15 protein-coding genes are annotated in these 15,533 nt (G+C 69.6%); 3 read left to right on the top strand and 12 right to left on the bottom strand.

Annotated features, from left to right (window positions below):
- Window positions 1-58 precede the first annotated feature (58 nt).
- The 5 genes from ACFVAE_RS00975 to rplU all read right to left on the bottom strand — a co-directional run bounded on the left by ACFVAE_RS00975 (window position 59) and on the right by rplU (window position 4,382).
- Window positions 59-1,324: a glutamate-5-semialdehyde dehydrogenase gene (locus ACFVAE_RS00975; protein WP_378887050.1), complete on the bottom strand. Its 1,266-nt coding sequence runs from the start codon at window positions 1,322-1,324 to the stop codon at window positions 59-61.
- 95 nt (window positions 1,325-1,419) lie between these two features.
- Window positions 1,420-2,211, bottom strand: coding sequence for a glutamate 5-kinase (gene proB, locus ACFVAE_RS00970; protein WP_378887049.1), 792 nt, complete (start codon window positions 2,209-2,211; stop codon window positions 1,420-1,422).
- The gene (obgE, locus tag ACFVAE_RS00965; RefSeq protein WP_378887048.1) at window positions 2,208-3,725 is read right to left on the bottom strand and encodes a GTPase ObgE; all 1,518 of its coding nucleotides are present in this window, start codon (window positions 3,723-3,725) and stop codon (window positions 2,208-2,210) included. The genes proB and obgE overlap by 4 nt, the downstream gene beginning before the upstream one ends.
- 70 nt (window positions 3,726-3,795) lie before the next feature.
- A complete protein-coding gene (gene rpmA / locus ACFVAE_RS00960) occupies window positions 3,796-4,053 on the bottom strand; it encodes a 50S ribosomal protein L27 (protein ID WP_116242932.1) in 258 nt (85 codons plus the stop codon).
- A gap of 20 nt (window positions 4,054-4,073) precedes the next feature.
- Window positions 4,074-4,382 (bottom strand): 50S ribosomal protein L21, encoded by a 309-nt coding sequence (rplU, locus tag ACFVAE_RS00955; protein WP_378859151.1) that lies wholly within the window; start codon window positions 4,380-4,382, stop codon window positions 4,074-4,076.
- A 243-nt stretch (window positions 4,383-4,625) separates the two neighbouring features.
- Here rplU and ACFVAE_RS00950 point away from each other — a divergent pair, with 243 nt between their 5' ends.
- Window positions 4,626-4,892, top strand: a complete 267-nt coding sequence (locus ACFVAE_RS00950) for a DUF4031 domain-containing protein (RefSeq protein ID WP_378887047.1) — start codon at window positions 4,626-4,628, stop codon at window positions 4,890-4,892.
- On the opposite strand, the gene ACFVAE_RS00945 is transcribed toward ACFVAE_RS00950, so the two are convergent.
- Window positions 4,857-7,256 carry an Rne/Rng family ribonuclease gene (locus ACFVAE_RS00945; protein WP_378887046.1) on the bottom strand — a complete coding sequence of 800 codons (2,400 nt, stop codon included), beginning with the start codon at window positions 7,254-7,256 and terminating at the stop codon, window positions 4,857-4,859. The two genes, ACFVAE_RS00950 and ACFVAE_RS00945, sit on opposite strands and share 36 nt — an antisense overlap.
- Window positions 7,257-7,508: 252 nt before the next feature.
- On the opposite strand from ACFVAE_RS00945, the gene ACFVAE_RS00940 reads away from it, so the two are divergent.
- On the top strand, window positions 7,509-8,117 hold the full coding sequence (locus tag ACFVAE_RS00940; RefSeq protein WP_378887045.1) for a vitamin K epoxide reductase family protein: 609 nt from the start codon (window positions 7,509-7,511) through the stop codon (window positions 8,115-8,117).
- A 64-nt stretch (window positions 8,118-8,181) separates the two neighbouring features.
- On the opposite strand, the gene ndk is transcribed toward ACFVAE_RS00940, so the two are convergent.
- From ndk to ACFVAE_RS00910, 6 genes are all read right to left on the bottom strand, one after another.
- Complete coding sequence (ndk, locus tag ACFVAE_RS00935) at window positions 8,182-8,598, bottom strand: nucleoside-diphosphate kinase (protein WP_378887044.1); 417 nt, start codon at window positions 8,596-8,598, stop codon at window positions 8,182-8,184.
- Window position 8,599: 1 nt separating this feature from the next.
- Window positions 8,600-9,013 carry a DUF4233 domain-containing protein gene (locus tag ACFVAE_RS00930; protein ID WP_378887043.1) on the bottom strand — a complete coding sequence of 138 codons (414 nt, stop codon included), beginning with the start codon at window positions 9,011-9,013 and terminating at the stop codon, window positions 8,600-8,602.
- Complete coding sequence (locus tag ACFVAE_RS00925) at window positions 9,010-10,362, bottom strand: bifunctional folylpolyglutamate synthase/dihydrofolate synthase (protein ID WP_378887042.1); 1,353 nt, start codon at window positions 10,360-10,362, stop codon at window positions 9,010-9,012. The genes ACFVAE_RS00930 and ACFVAE_RS00925 overlap by 4 nt, the downstream gene beginning before the upstream one ends.
- A complete protein-coding gene (gene ileS, locus ACFVAE_RS00920) occupies window positions 10,359-13,721 on the bottom strand; it encodes an isoleucine--tRNA ligase (RefSeq protein ID WP_378887041.1) in 3,363 nt (1,120 codons plus the stop codon). The genes ACFVAE_RS00925 and ileS overlap by 4 nt, the downstream gene beginning before the upstream one ends.
- A 260-nt stretch (window positions 13,722-13,981) precedes the next feature.
- On the bottom strand, window positions 13,982-14,686 hold the full coding sequence (locus ACFVAE_RS00915) for a hypothetical protein (RefSeq protein ID WP_378887040.1): 705 nt from the start codon (window positions 14,684-14,686) through the stop codon (window positions 13,982-13,984).
- Window positions 14,683-14,832, bottom strand: coding sequence for a CopG family transcriptional regulator (locus ACFVAE_RS00910; protein ID WP_378887039.1), 150 nt, complete (start codon window positions 14,830-14,832; stop codon window positions 14,683-14,685). The genes ACFVAE_RS00915 and ACFVAE_RS00910 overlap by 4 nt, the downstream gene beginning before the upstream one ends.
- Before the next feature lie 52 nt (window positions 14,833-14,884).
- On the opposite strand from ACFVAE_RS00910, the gene ACFVAE_RS00905 reads away from it, so the two are divergent.
- Window positions 14,885-15,529, top strand: coding sequence for a pentapeptide repeat-containing protein (locus ACFVAE_RS00905; protein WP_378887038.1), 645 nt, complete (start codon window positions 14,885-14,887; stop codon window positions 15,527-15,529).
- Window positions 15,530-15,533: the final 4 nt, after the last annotated feature.

The raw sequence follows: 15,533 nt of genomic DNA, 5'->3' as shown, positions 1-15,533 counted from the left end.
GACTCCGTTTCTGACCGGGTTCCCCACCTCGGGGAGAAAGACCACCCCAGTCTAGTGCTCAGGCGCGGATCTGACCTGTCCCACGTGCCAGCCATTTCGTGCTGGTCAGCTCCGCCAGCCCCATCGGCCCCCTGGTGTGCAGCTTCTGCGTGGAGATGCCGACTTCGGCACCGAAGCCGAACTCCGCGCCGTCGGTGAACCGAGTCGACGCGTTCGCCATGACGACGGCCGAGTCGACCTCGGCGAGGAACCGCTCGGCGTTGCGGGCGTCGGTGGTGATGATCGACTCGGTGTGCCCGGTGCTGTACTGCCGGATGTGCTCCAGCGCGCTGTCGAGATCGTCGACGACGCGCATCGAGACATCGAGGCTGAGGTACTCCGTCGCCCAGTCCTCCTCTGTGGCCGGCACGACGTCGGCGGCGAGGGCGGCGACCGGACCGTCGCCGTGCACGGTCACGCCCTGCTCCTGGAGGGCGGCGACGACCAGGGGCACCAGGCGATCCGCCGCGTCCCTCAGTACCAGGACCGTCTCGACGGCGTTGCACACGCTGGGGCGCTGCACCTTGGCGTTGACGACGATGTCGCGCGCCCAGTCCTCCGGCGCCGTGCTGTCCAGCACGATGTGCACCACGCCGGCACCGGTCTCGATCACCGGCACGGTCGACTCGGTGACCACCGTCTGGATGAGCGCGGCGGAGCCGCGGGGTACGAGGACGTCGATGAAGCCGCGCCCGTGCATGAGCGCCTTCGCACCGTCACGACCGAAGTCGTCGACCGTCTGGATCGCCTCCGGTGTCACGCCCGCGGCTTCGAGCGCATCGCGCATGACCTCGACGAGCACGGTGTTCGAGCTGCGAGCGGCGCTGCCGCCGCGCAGCACGACCGCGTTGCCCGCGCGCAGCGCGAGCGCCGCGATGTCGACCGTGACGTTCGGGCGGGCCTCGTAGATCGCGCCGATCACGCCGAACGGCACGCGCACCTGCTCCAGCGCGACGCCGTTCGGCATCCGGTGGCCGCCGACGACCTGCCCGATCGGATCGGGCAGGGTGGCGACGTCACGGACGGCGGATGCCAGGGCCGCGACACGCCTCTCGTCCAGGCGCAGCCGGTCGATGAGGGCGTCGCCGATCCCGGATTCCTCGCCACGGGTGATGTCCTCGCCGTTGGCGGCGATGATCCGCGCCGCCTGAGCCTCTATCGCGTCGGCGATCGCATGCAGGATGTGCGCCTTGTCGGCACTGGTGAGCCGGGCGACCTCGCGGGAGGCGTCCTTCGCGCGCGCGAGACGGTCCTGCGCGGTGTCGGTGAGGGTGTCGGCACTCATCCGGTCAGTCTAGGACGCGGCGGATGCCGCAGATGCCGGTGTGACGCCCTTCTCCGTCCCCGGGTCCTGAGCGAGCGAAGCGAGACGAAGGACGCTCAGGAGCCGGTGACGGCGGGCTCGAACCAGGTGCCGATCTCGTCGCCCTGCAGCGCCTGCGCCACGAGGTCCGCGCTGGTCACCAGCACGCCGATGCCGGATGCCGCGGCGAGCCTCGCCGCCGACACCTTGGTCGCGGCTCCCCCCGTGCCCACGCTGTTCACCACGGTGGCGCCGAACTGCAGTCCGGAGAGGTCGGCCCCGGCTGCGATGACGTCGATCGGCTCGGCCGACGGGTCCGTGGGGGGCTTCGTGTACAGCGACTCGATGTCGCTGAGCAGCACGAGCGCATCGGCCTGCACCAGCTGAGCGACGAGGGCCGCGAGGCGGTCGTTGTCACCGAACCGGATCTCCTGGGTCGCGACGGTGTCGTTCTCGTTCACGATCGGCAGCACCCGCAGGCCCAGCATCCGCTCGACCGCGCGTCGCGCGTTGCTGCGCGAGGTGGGGTTGTCGAGGTCGCCGGTGGTGAGCAGCACCTGGCCGGCGACGATCCCGAACGGGCGCAGCGCCTCCTGGTAGCGGTACACCAGGATGTTCTGCCCTACGGCCGCCGCCGCCTGCTGGGTGGCGAGGTCGGTCGGGCGGGCGTCGAGGGAGAGGAACGGGATGCCGCTCGCGATCGCACCGGACGAGACCAGTACGATCTCCGCGCCGCGCGCGTGCGCGGCTGCGAGAGCGTCGACGAGCATCGGGATGCGCCAGGCCGCCTCACCGCTGATCGACGAGGAGCCGACCTTGACGACGATGCGCTCGGCCGTGGCCAGTCCGTCGCGGGTGCGGACGGTCATTCGTCGTCGCTGCCGGACTGTACGGCGTTGTCCTTCAGGGCGATGCGCTCGGCCTCGAGCTCGGCGCGGGCGGCCGCCTTGGCGTCCATCCGCTCGTGATAGCGCTCGCGGCGCTCGTTCGTGGTGCGGCGCGTGTTCGGGTCGAGGCGGGCGTCCAGGCCGCGCGGAGTCGTGAGCAGCTCCGCCGTCGAGGCGATCGACGGCTCCCAGTCGAAGACGACGCCGTCGCCTTCGCCGATGACGACCGTCGCTCCGGCGGTGGCGCCGGCCTTCAGCAGAGCATCCTCGACGCCGAGGCGCTCGAGGCGGTCCGCGAGGTAGCCGACGGCCTCCTCGTTCTGGAAGTCGGTCTGCTGCACCCAGCGCCACGGCTTCTCGCCGATGATGCGGTACAGGTTGCCGTAGGTGCCGCCCTCGACGCGCACCTGGAACGCGGCCTCGGAGCCCTTCGGGCGGATGACGATACGCTCGGCGGGGACCTCGACCGCCTGCTCGGCGCGGTGCTTCTCGACGATGTCGGCGAGCGCGAAGGTCAGCGGCCGCAGGCCCTCGTGCGAGACCGTGGAGATCTCGAACACGCGGAAGCCGCGCTCCTCGAGGTCGGGGCGCACCATCTCTGCCAGGTCGCGGGCCTCGGGCACGTCGACCTTGTTCAGAGCGACCAGCTGCGGACGCTCCAGCAGCGGGATCTGCCCCTCGGGCACCTCGTAGGCGGCGAGCTCGGCCAGGATCACCTCGAGGTCGCTGAGCGGGTCTCGACCCGGCTCGAGAGTGGCGCAGTCGAGCACGTGCAGCAGAGCCGAGCAGCGCTCGACGTGGCGCAGGAACTCCAGTCCGAGGCCCTTGCCCTCGCTGGCGCCCTCGATCAGGCCGGGCACGTCGGCGACCGTGAAGCGGCTCTCGCCGGCCTGCACGACGCCGAGGTTCGGGTGCAGCGTGGTGAACGGGTAGTCCGCGATCTTGGGCCGGGCGGCGGAGATCGCCGCGATCAGGCTGGACTTGCCGGCGGAGGGGTAGCCGACCAGTGCGACATCGGCGACGGTCTTCAGTTCGAGGATGACGTCGCCCTCGTAGCCGGGGGTGCCGAGCAGCGCGAAGCCGGGTGCCTTGCGCTTAGGCGAGGCGAGGGCCGCGTTGCCGAGGCCACCACGGCCGCCCTCGGCGACGACGTAACGCTCGCCCGGCACGATCATGTCGTGCAGCACCTCGCCGGAGGGGTCCTTGACGACCGTGCCGACCGGCACCGGGAGCTCCATGTGCTCCCCCGCCGCGCCGGAGCGCATGTCCCCCATGCCGAAGCCGCCGTTGCCGCCGTGGCGGTGCGGGGCATGGTGGTACGACAGCAGTGTCGTGGTCTGCGGGTCGGCGATCAGGACGACGTCGCCACCGTCGCCGCCGTTCGCGCCGTCGGGGCCGGCGAGCGGCTTGAACTTCTCGCGGCGCACCGACACGCAGCCGTTGCCGCCCTTGCCGCCCTTTACGTGCAGCGTGACGGTGTCGACGAACGTGACCATGAGGACTCCTCTGCCTGAATACGCGGAAGGGGCGAGCCGAAGCCCGCCCCGTCCGTAATGCCTGCTGTGATTACTCGGCAGCGGCGACGATGTTGACGACCTTGCGGCCGCCCTTCGCACCGAACTCCACCGAACCGGCGGCGAGGGCGAACAGAGTGTCGTCCCCACCACGGCCGACGTTGACGCCGGGGTGGAAGTGCGTGCCGCGCTGGCGGACGATGATCTCGCCGGCGTTGACGGCCTGGCCGCCGAAGCGCTTCACGCCGAGGCGCTGTGCATTGGAGTCACGACCGTTGCGGGTCGAGCTCGCACCCTTTTTGTGTGCCATTTGTCAGCTCCTCTTGGTGCTTACTTGATGCCGGTGATCTTGACGCGCGTGAGCTCCTGACGGTGGCCCTGGCGCTTCTTGTAACCGGTCTTGTTCTTGTACTTCTGGATGACGATCTTCGGGCCGCGCAGGTTGCCGATGACCTCAGCGGTCACCTTGACCTTCGCCAGCTTGTCGGCGTCGGTGGTCACCGCTGCGCCGTCGACGAGCAGCACTGCGGGCAGCTCGATCTTCTCGCCCTGGGCAGCCTGAACACGGTCGAGCTGAACGATCGTGCCGACCTCGACCTTCTCCTGCCGCCCACCGGCGCGCACAACTGCGTAAACCACTTCGTACCTGTTTCGTCAGGGAGCCCAACGGGCTCCGGAATCTCTCACGGGAAGACTGTTGCCTGCGAACGTCGCGCTGGCGACGGATGCGGATGCAGGACTTGCCCCTGCCCTGCGTGAACGCAGACAGGGATCGCGCACCAAGGGACTACTTTACCGGATGCCGCATCCTGTCGCAAAGCGAGCCGGGAGGTGTGTCTCGTGACGCACCCCTCCCCCGGCATCCGGTCCTAGGATCGCGACATGGCTGTACTCGTCGACGACCCCCGCTGGCCCGCGCACGGACGGCTGTGGGCGCACCTGGTCAGCGACAGCAGCCTGGACGAGCTGCATGCCTTCGCACTCGCGCAGGGCGTGCCCGCGCGCGCGTTCGACCGCGATCACTACGACGTCCCCGAGGATCTCGTGCCGAAGCTCCTTGCCGCCGGTGCGGTGCACGTCGGCGGCAAGGAGCTCGTCAGGAGGCTGATCGCGTCAGGACTGCGCATCCCCGCCCGCGACCGGCGCTGACGCGTCTGCGACCGGCTCGGGGCGCACCACAGGCGTGCCGGAGAGCGCGGCGGTCGTCACGCGACGACGGTTGCGGCCCTGGCCGGGAGCCTTCGGCTCGGGCAATGCGTCGAGCACCGAGTCGAGCAGCTGCTCGGCCTCGCTGCGGGGTCCCTTGCGCTCGGAGCGCTTCTTGCGCTTCTTCGGACGCTCGGGCGCCGGCTCCGCAGGCTGCTCGACCTCGATGTGGACGCCCTCGGCGTTCGGGACGATCGTGGAGGCGGCGATCGCGGCGAGGGCCGACTTCGCCCCTTCGGTGATGCTGTGCGTGCCGCCGTTCGCGGCCGCGGGAGCCTGAGAGGGCTGGCCGCCGTTGTTGTTGCCGCCGCTGTTGCCGCCACCGCCGTTGCTGTTGCCGCCGCGCGAGCGACGGCCCTGGCCGCCACCGGACGTGCTGCCCGCCGAGCGGTGCTTCACGACCGGGTCGTGGTGCACGATCACGCCGCGGCCGGCGCAGACCTCGCAGGGCTCGCTGAACGTCTCGAGCAGGCCGAGGCCCAGCTTCTTGCGGGTCATCTGCACAAGGCCGAGCGAGGTGACCTCGGCGACCTGGTGCTTCGTGCGGTCACGGCTCAGGCACTCCACCAGGCGGCGCAGCACGAGGTCGCGGTTGGACTCGAGCACCATGTCGATGAAGTCGACGACGATGATGCCGCCGATGTCGCGCAGACGCAGCTGGCGGACGATCTCCTCCGCCGCCTCGAGGTTGTTCTTGGTGACGGTCTCCTCGAGGTTGCCGCCGGAGCCGACGAACTTGCCGGTGTTCACGTCGACGACCGTCATGGCCTCGGTGCGGTCGATCACGAGCGAGCCGCCGGAGGGCAGCCAGACCTTGCGGTCCAGCGCCTTCTCGATCTGCTCGGTCACGCGGAAGGCGTCGAACGGGTCGACCTCGTCCTCGTATGCCTCGACGCGCTCGAGCAGGTCGGGCGCGACACTCTCGAGGTAGGCGCGGATGGTGCGCTGCGCGTCCTCGCCCTGGATGAGCATCTTCGTGAAGTCCTCGTTGAAGACGTCACGGACGATCTTGACCAGCAGGTCGGGCTCTGCGTGCAGCAGCGACGGCGCCGACTGCGACTCGACCAGCTTCTGGATGTGCTCCCACTGCGAGGTGAGTCGCTGCACGTCGCGGGTGAGCTGTTCCTCGGTCGCGCCCTCGGCCGCGGTGCGGACGATCACGCCGGACGACTCGGGCAGCACCTCCTTGAGGATGCGCTTCAGACGAGCACGCTCGTTGTCGGGCAGCTTGCGCGAGATGCCGTTCATCGACCCGCCCGGCACGTACACCAGGTAGCGGCCGGGCAGCGAGATCTGACTGGTCAGGCGGGCGCCCTTGTGGCCCACCGGATCCTTGGTGACCTGGACGAGCACTCGATCGCCCGGCTTGAGCGCGAGCTCGATGCGACGCGGCTGGTTGCCGGTCTCGACGCCGTCCCAGTCCACCTCGCCGGAGTACAGCACGGCGTTGCGGCCGCGGCCGATGTCGACGAACGCGGCCTCCATGCTGGGCAGCACGTTCTGCACGCGACCGAGGTACACGTTGCCGATCAGCGACGCGTCCTGGTTGCGGGCGACGTAGTGCTCGACGAGCACGTTGTCCTCGAGCACGCCGATCTGGGTGCGGCCGTTCTTGGCGCGCACGACCATCATGCGGTCGACGGCCTCGCGGCGGGCGAGGAACTCGGCCTCGGTCACGACGGGGCGGCGGCGACCGGCGTCGCGGCCGTCGCGGCGACGCTGCTTCTTCGCCTCGAGACGGGTCGAACCCTTGATCGCCTTCGGCTCGGTGATGTACTCGACGACGCGCTGGCGCTGACGCGGCTCGGAGCGCTCCTCGTCACCCTCGCCCCGCCGACGGCGGCCACGACGGTTGCCGCTCTCGGCATCCTGCTCGTCGTCGCGGCGCGCGGGCAGCGGGACGATCTCGGGCGCGTAGAAGTGCAGCTGGGTGGAGACCTTCGACACGAAGACCTCGGGCAGCAGTCCGAGGGTCACCGCCGTGACGGGCACCGGCTCGGATGCCGGCGCTGCGGGCTCCTCTGCGGGCACCTCAGCCTCGACGGGTGCCTCAGTCTCAGCAGGTGCCTCAGCCTCAGCAGGTGCCTCAGCCTCGACGATGGTGTCGGGCTCGGCGGAAGGCGCTTCCTCGACCACCGCGGCCTCGGCCGGGGTCTCCTCGGCCGCTGCCTCGGCGACGGTCTCCGGCTCCGCGGAATCCGCTTCGGCCTCCGCGGCATCCGCCGGGGGTGCCGGCTCGGCCGCTACCGGCTGCTCCAGCAGCGCATCGAGGTCAAGGGTCTGGTTGTCATCGTTCTGATCGGCCATCTCTGGCGTACTCCCTGCGCAGGGCACTGTGTGCTCCGCGAAAACTCGTGCGGCACGTACTGCCGCGAACTCACAGACGGTCGGCGTGTGCTCGGACCGCGTTGGGGCTGTACCCCGAAGTCTCTTCGATGCGAGTGTGTCGCATCTGCATGCCATTATCGCACTTCGGCGCGCCGCCCGCGGCATCGAGCCGATTCGCGCGTCATCGACGATTCACGTCCCGGGCATAGCCGGCACTGGGATAATCCCGACATGACCGCACAGCGCACACGGCACATCGGGTACGGCATCTGGCTCATCTTCGCGAGCGTGGTGGGCTGGTGGGCCGCCTTCCAGCTCACGATGGACAAGTTCATCAGCCTCGAGAATCCGAAGGCCGCGCTGAGCTGCGATGTCAGCTTCTTCGTGCAGTGCGGGAAGAACCTCGACTCCTGGCAGGGTTCGGTGTTCGGCTTCCCGAACCCGATCATCGGTCTCACCGGCTGGATGGCCGTGCTCGTCATGGGTGTCGCGGTCCTCGCCGGCGTGCGCTTCCCGCGCTGGTTCTGGGCCCTGTTCGGGCTCGGCGTCACGGCCGCGTTCGTGTTCATCGCCTGGCTCATCTGGCAGACCTTCTTCTCGCTGCACACCCTGTGCCCGTGGTGCGGCCTGACCTACCTGGTCATGATCCCGACATTCCTCACCACCGTGGTCGAGCTCGGGCGCAACGGCACGCTCTCCCAGAAGGCGTCGACGCAGGAGGCCTTCGGCCGTCTGATGGTGTGGACGCCCCTCGCATCGATCCTGTGCTTCGCCGTCATCATCGTGATGTCGTACATGGCCGGCGGAGATCTGCTGGGCGAGTTCATGCGCCTGTTCTGACGCGAGTCCGAACGCGAAGAAGGGGACGTCCCTCAGGACGTCCCCTTCTTCGGTTGCGCGTGATTCAGCTGAACCAGATGCCCAGCTCACGGGCCGCCGACTCGGGGCTGTCCGAGCCGTGCACGAGGTTCTGCTGCACCTTCAGACCCCAGTCGCGGCCGAAGTCGCCGCGGATCGTGCCGGGCGCGGCCGTGGTCGGGTCGGTGGTGCCGGCGAGCGATCGGAAGCCCTCGATGACGCGGTTGCCCGCGAGGCGGATCGCCACGGACGGACCGGACATCATGAACTCGATCAGCGGCTCGTAGAAGGGCTTGCCCTCGTGCTCGGCGTAGTGCGCGGCGAGCACGTCGCGGTCGGGCTCGACCAGACGGAGGTCGACGAGCGCGTAGCCCTTCGCCTCGATGCGGGCCAGGATCGCACCGGTCAGACCGCGGGCGACGCCGTCGGGCTTGACCAGGACGAGGGTTTCTTCGGTAGCCATGTCATTCGCTCTCTGTCGGAGTCTCAGCTTCGGCCCGCGGCGCACGGGCGTCGATGCGGGCCCCCATGATCGTCGCATACGCCCACATGCCGCCGAAAATCAGCACCACGAACGCGATGGCGGGCACGAGGATCGCCGAAAGCGCGACGATCGCCTGCAGCACCCAGCCGGCGGCGATCGCCCAGGGCTTGGTGATCATGCCGGCGACGGCCCACATCAGCAGGGCCATCACCACGCCGAAGACGATCCCCCACCAGGACGGGATGCCGGCCGGCAGCACGTTCAGTCCGAAGATCGTGAGCCCCGCGAGGAACACCACGATCGCCTCGAAGCCGAGCACGATCGGCGCGAGCTTCTGGACGAGAGTCCGCGGCGGTCGCGGCGCCCGCTGCGGGCGGGAAGCGCGTGCGCTCACGCGGTCCACCCCGACTTCCAGTCCTCCTCCTCGGAGAGAGCGATCGCTTCCCCTGCCAGCACGACGGAGCCCGCGATGATCACGGCACGGCGGTCCGAGGACGCGGCCCACTCGCGCGCGGCATCCGCTGCCTCGGCCAAGGTCGGATGCACGCTCGCGCGGCGCCCGTGCTCCTCGACGAGATCGGCGATCGCGTCGGCATCGTTGGCGCGCGCCGAGTCCGGCGCGGTCGCGAACACCTCGGCGACGGAGGGCAGCAGCACGTCGACGATGCCGGCGGCGTCCTTGTCGGCGAGCACACCGAGCACGAGGCCCCACTCGTCGAAGTCGAAGCTGTCCGCCAGCGCCTGCGCGAGCGCGCGAGCGCCGTGCGGGTTGTGCGCGGCGTCGACCACGACGGTCGGGGCGATGCCGAGCAGCTGCAGGCGACCGGGCGAGGTCGCGTTCTGCAGCCCCTCCACGAGGATGTCGCCGGCGATCGGCTGCGTCGCGTCGCCGATCAGCGCCTCCACTGCGGCGATCGCGAGGGCGGCGTTGTGTCCCTGGTGCGCGCCGTACAGCGGCAGGTACTCGTCGGCGTACTGACCGGCGAGGCCGCGCACGGTGAGCAGCTGACCGCCGACGGCGAGCTTCTGCTCGGCGAGACCGAAGTCGGCTCCGGCGAACGAGATGCGGGCGCCGCGCTCGGCGGCGACGCGGCGCAGCACGGCCTCGGCCTCGGCGGGCTGCTCGGCCGACACCACGGACGCGCCGTCCTTGATGATCCCGGCCTTGACCTCGGCGATGGCCGCGATGGTGTCGCCCAGGCGGTCGGCGTGGTCGATGTCGATCGGACTGAACACCGCGACGTCGCCGTCGGCGTTGTTCGTGGAGTCCCACTCCCCGCCCATGCCGACCTCGAGCACGAGCACGTCGACCGGTGCATCCGATGCCGCGACGAACGCGAGCACGGTGAGCAGCTCGAAGAACGTCAGCGGCGCGTCGCCCGCCGCCTCCAGCTCGGCGTCGACCAGGCCGATGAAGGGCAGGGTCTCGTCCCAGGCGTCGGCGATCGCGGCATCCGCGATCGGCTCGCCGTCGATCATGATCCGCTCGGTGAACCGCTCCAGGTGCGGGCTGGTGAACAGCCCGGTGCGAAGCCCGTGCGCGCGCAGCAGACTCTCGATCATCCGCGCCGTCGACGTCTTGCCGTTCGTGCCGGTGATGTGCACGACCCGGTAGTTGCGCTGAGGGTCGTCGAGCAGCTCGAGGATGCGCGCGACGCGCTCCCTGCGGGGCTGCACCCAGCGCTCTCCGGCGCGCTCAAGCAGCTGCTCGTAGACCTTGTCGGCCCTGCTGCGATCGCTCATGCACCCTCTCCGATCCTGGTCACCGCGACGGTGAAGTCGGCGGTGTTCGCGTAGGTGCCCTTCGGCACGGTGGTCTCGAACTCCGATTCGCCGGGGAGGATCCCCGCTTCGGTGTACACCGCGCCCGCCGCGCGCACCTCGTAGGCCAGCGCGAGGGTCTCCCCCGCGACATCCGCGATGTCGAAGGCGGATGCCACAGCCTCGGCCTCGTCCGCGGCGGAGAAGTCCAGCACCAGGCTGATCCGGTCGCTGACGTCGAAGTCGGCCTTCTTGCGGGTGTCCTGCACGGCACGGATCACATCGCGCGCCAGGCCCTCGGCCTCCAGCTCAGGCGTGGTCGCGGTGTCCAGCAGCACGAAGCCCCCGGTGGGGACGACCGCGAGCGCCTCGCCCTCAGGGCGACCGGTGGTCTCCAGCGCCAGGTCGTACTCGTGCGCCTGAAGCTCGATGCCGTCGGCGGTCACCACGCCGTTCTCCTCGGTCCAGAACCCGTCCTTCGCGGCACGGATCACGCGCTGCACCTCCTTGCCCAGGCGCGGGCCTGCGGCACGGGCGTTCACGCTCAACCGGTGGCTGATGCCGTACTCGGCGGCTGTGCCCTCGCCCTGCGCGACCAGTTCGACGCTCTTCACGTTGAGCTCCTCGCGCAGGATGTCCTCGAAGGGCGCCAGCGCGGCGGCATCCGGCGTGACGACCGTGAAGCGGGCCAGCGGCAGGCGCACGCGGAGCTTCTCCTTCTTGCGCAGCGCGTTGCCGACGCTGGAGAGCTCGCGGACGGCATCCATCGCGTCGCGCACGTCGTCGGCGTGCGGGAACGCATCGGCGTCCGGCCAGTCGGTCAGGTGCACACTGCGGTCTCCGGTGAGGCCCTGCCAGACGCGCTCGGTGATCAGCGGAACGAGCGGAGCCGCGACCCGGCAGAGGGTCTCGAGCACCGTGTACAGCGTGTCGAACGCCTCGGTCGCCGTGCCCTCCCAGAACCGGTCGCGCGAGCGGCGGATGTACCAGTTCGTGAGCACCTCGGCGAAGTCGCGCAGGCGCGACGCCGCCGTCGTCGAGTCCAGACCCTCCAGGTCCTGCTTGACGTCGCGGACGAGGTCGCCGGTGCGGGCGAGGATGTAGCGATCGAGCACGTCCTGCGAGTCGGTGCGCCAGGTGGCCTCGTAACCGGTCCCTGAGCCCGACGAAGGGTCGGCCGCCGCATTCGCGTAGGTCGCGAAGAAGTACCACGAGTTCCACAGCGGCAGGATGAACTCCCGCACGCCGGCGCGGATCCCCTCCTCGGTGACCGACAGGTTGCCGCCGCGGAGCACCGAGCTGGACATCAGGAACCAGCGCATCGCGTCGGAGCCGTCCCGGTCGAACACCTCGGACACGTCCGGGTAGTTCCGCAGCGACTTCGACATCTTGTAGCCGTCGGAGCCCAGCACGATGCCGTGGCAGCTCACCCCGGTGAACGCCGGCCGGTCGAACAGCGCGGTGGACAGCACGTGCATCACGTAGAACCATCCGCGGGTCTGACCGATGTACTCAACGATGAAGTCGGCCGGGGCGTGCGAGTCGAACCACTCCTGGTTCTCGAACGGGTAGTGCACCTGTGCGTAGGGCATCGACCCCGAGTCGAACCACACGTCGAAGACGTCCTCGATGCGGCGCATCGTGCTCTTGCCGGTCGGGTCGTCCGGGTTCGGACGGGTCAGGTCGTCGATGTACGGACGGTGCAGGTCGATCTCGCCGCTCTCGTTGCGCGGCAGAGTGCCGAAGTCGCGCTCCAGCGCCTCCAGCGAGCCGTAGGAGTCGACGCGCGGATACTCCGGGTCGTCGCTCTTCCAGATCGGGATCGGCGATCCCCAGTACCGGTTGCGGCTGATCGACCAGTCGCGCGCCCCCTCGAGCCACTTGCCGAACTGGCCGTGCTTGACGTTCTCGGGCACCCAGGTGATCTGCTCGTTGTTCGCGAGCATCTTGTCCTTGAGGTCGGTGACGCGGATGAACCAGCTCGACACCGCCTTGTAGATCAGCGGGTTCCGGCAGCGCCAGCAGTGCGGGTAGGAGTGCACATAGCTCTGCTCGCGCAGCATCCGTCCCTGAGCGCGGAGCAAGCGGATGAGCGGGGTGTTCGCGTCCATCCAGAGCTCGCCAGCGACATCGGTGACCTGCGGCAGGAACCTGCCGCCGTCGTCGAGCGACAGGATGGTCGGGATGCCGGCGGCGTTGCTGACGCGCTGGTCGTCCTCACCGTAGGCGGGCGCCTGGTGCACGATGCCCGTGCCGTCGGTGGTGGTGACGTAGTCGTCGACGAGGATGCGCCAGGCGTTCTGCGTGCCCCAGGTCTCGGTGTCGGCGTAGTAGTCGAACAGCCGGTCGTAGTGCACGTCGGCGAGGTCGGCGCCGCGAAGGGTTCGCTCGACCGCGGCGAGCGCGTCATCGGCCGACTCGTAGCCGAGGTCCTTGGCGTAGCCGCCGAGGAGGTCCCGCGCGAGCAGGTAGCGGTGCGCGGACGCCTCGACACGGTCGTCCCCGTCGTGCACGTCGGCTGCACCCTCGGGGCCCGCGGGCAGCACGACGTACTCGATCTCCGGCCCCACCACGAGTGCGAGGTTGGTCGGCAGCGTCCACGGCGTGGTCGTCCAGGCGAGCGCGCGCACGGCGGTGAGTCCGAGCGACTCGGCCTTGACGCCGGTGAGCGGGAAGGTGACGGTGACGGACGGGTCCTGACGGTCCTTGTAGACGTCGTCGTCCATGCGCAGCTCGTGGTTGGACAGCGGGGTCTCGTCGCGCCAGCAGTACGGCAGCACGCGGTAGCCCTCATAGGCGAGGCCCTTGTCGTAGAGCTGGTCGAACGCCCAGAGCACGCTCTCCATGTAGCTCAGATCGAGGGTCTTGTAGCCGCGCTCGAAGTCCACCCAGCGCGCCTGACGGGTGACGTAGTCCTCCCAGTCGCGGGTGTACTTGAGCACCGATGCCTTCGCCTTCCCGTTGAAGACGCCGATGCCCATGTCCTCGATCTCGCTCTTCTCGGTCAGGCCGAGCTGCTTCATCGCCTCGAGCTCGGCGGGCAGACCGTGGGTGTCCCAGCCGAACACGCGGTCGACCTTCTTGCCGAGCATGGTCTGGAAGCGCGGGAACACGTCCTTGGCGTACCCGGTCAGCAGGTGGCCGTAGTGCGGAAGGCCGTTGGCGAACGGCGGGCCGTCGTAGAACACCCACTCGTCGGCGCCCTCGCGCTGAGCGATGGAGGCGCGGAAGGTGTCGTCGGCCTTCCAGAACTCGAGCACCTCGCGCTCGATCTCGGGGAAGCGCGGGCTCGGAGTGACGTCGGCGGCGGGGCCGAAGGAGGAGGTGCGCGGGTAGCTCATGTCGTCTCGCAGTGATCGTGTCGGATGCTGCTGCGAGGACGACCTGTCCGGATTGTGACCTGACGGGCCGCGGTACCACCCCACTTGCCTCTTGCGAGGCCTCTCTCACTGCGGCGATGACGGGCCTGCCCCGCTCGGTTCTACTTGCTTCGCTCGCTGAGCTTGACGAAGCGTTCTTCCGAGAGCTCCCCGGTGATGGCCGGATCAAAGCTGGTCAGGTCATTCTACGCGGTCTCGGCCGATGCCGGCATCCGGTCGGGTCAGGACGCGCGGTGGTACCCGTAGAGGTCGGTCTGCGCGCCGTTGATCCACACGTCGGGGTCGGTGATGCGGATGGTGCGGCCGTATGACTCATCGATCACGGATGCCTCGAACCCGGCATCCCTCAGACGCGCGACGAGCACGTCCTCGTCGCCGCGGGCCTCGAACGAGAGACCGAAGCCCTGCCCCTCGCCCTCGGAGCGCCCCGCCGCGGAGTGCACGCCGACGGATCCTCCGCCCGGAGCGCGCAATTCGGCCCAGCCACCACCGTCGGACAGGATGGATGCCCGCAGACCGAGTGCCTCCAGAATGCCGCGGGCCTCATCGACGTCGTCCTGGAACCAGATCGGCTGCACGGCGATGTCTCCTGCCCCGGCCGCCCTCGCTCCGGCGAACACCGTGATGGAGAGCCCTGAGGCGGCACGCACAGTGAGCATCTCCCCCACGCCGTCCATCTCACGGCGGGTCACGTCGCGGCCTTCCAGTGCGCGCTCCGCGGCATCGAGGTCGGCGACCAGCACGTTCAGGTCCATCCCGCCGGACGGATATGCCGCGGTCGCATGATGCACGGAGAGCACACCGTCGCCGTCGAACTCGGCCCATTCCGGTGTCGGAGGATACGGAGCCACGAATCCGAGCGCTGCCGCGAGCGCGTGCCAGCGCTCAGGAGCATCCGTGTAGACGATCTGCTGGACGGTGGTCATCGCTTCTCCTCCACCAGGGTGCGCAGCGCTGCTTCGACCAGAGCGGAAAGGCTGAGGCCGTCGTCGATCGCCCGGTGCTTGACCGCGCGCACCAGGTCGGGCGGCAGGTACACATTGAACTGCACCTTGGACTCGCTTGCTTGCATGCTAGCAACGTAGCACACACCGGATGTCCGCGGCATCCCGTAGTCTCGCGGAATGCCCGCCATCCGCCCTGTGCCTCCCCGCGTCTCCGCTCCCGACCTGCCCGACCACCTGACGCCTGCCCGCGCGCAGCGCCGGGCCGATCTGCTCGCGGCATCCGTCGAGTGCGCGGGCGAGACCGACCTCGCGCACGGCAGCCTCGAGCAGTGCGTGCTCACCGGCGCCGCCGATCGCGTGGACCTCACGGGGGCGACGCTCCTCGACGTGCGCATCGAGGATCTGCGGGCCCCCGTGGTCTCGCTGCGCGACGCGTCGATCCGGCGCCTGCGGATCGACCGGGGCCGGATCGGCACGCTCGACCTCTCGACGGCCCGCATCGGCGAGCTCGAGATCCGAGGCGCGCGTATCGACTACCTGTCGCTCGGCGGCGCCCGCGCTGAGGACGTCCTGATCGCCGACACGACGCTGCACACGCTCGACGTGCCGCAGGCGACTCTGACCCGGGTGCGGTTCGACGGCACGCGCGCCGACGAGGTCGATCCCCGCGGGCTCACGTCGAAGGACGTCGACCTGCGCGGGCTCGATGCCCTCGCCTATCTCGACGTACTGTCGCTGCGCGGCGCGACCCTGGCCTCCCGCCAGGTGGAGCTGCTCGCCCCCGCCTTCGCGACCGCCGCCGGCATCGACGTGCAGGACTGATCAG

The sequence above is a fragment of the Microbacterium sp. NPDC057659 genome (assembly GCF_042799915.1).
GTDB lineage: Bacteria > Actinomycetota > Actinomycetes > Actinomycetales > Microbacteriaceae > Microbacterium.
The sequence above is the reverse complement of the archived record's forward strand: the minus strand, read 5'-3'. Positions and strand labels throughout refer to the sequence as shown.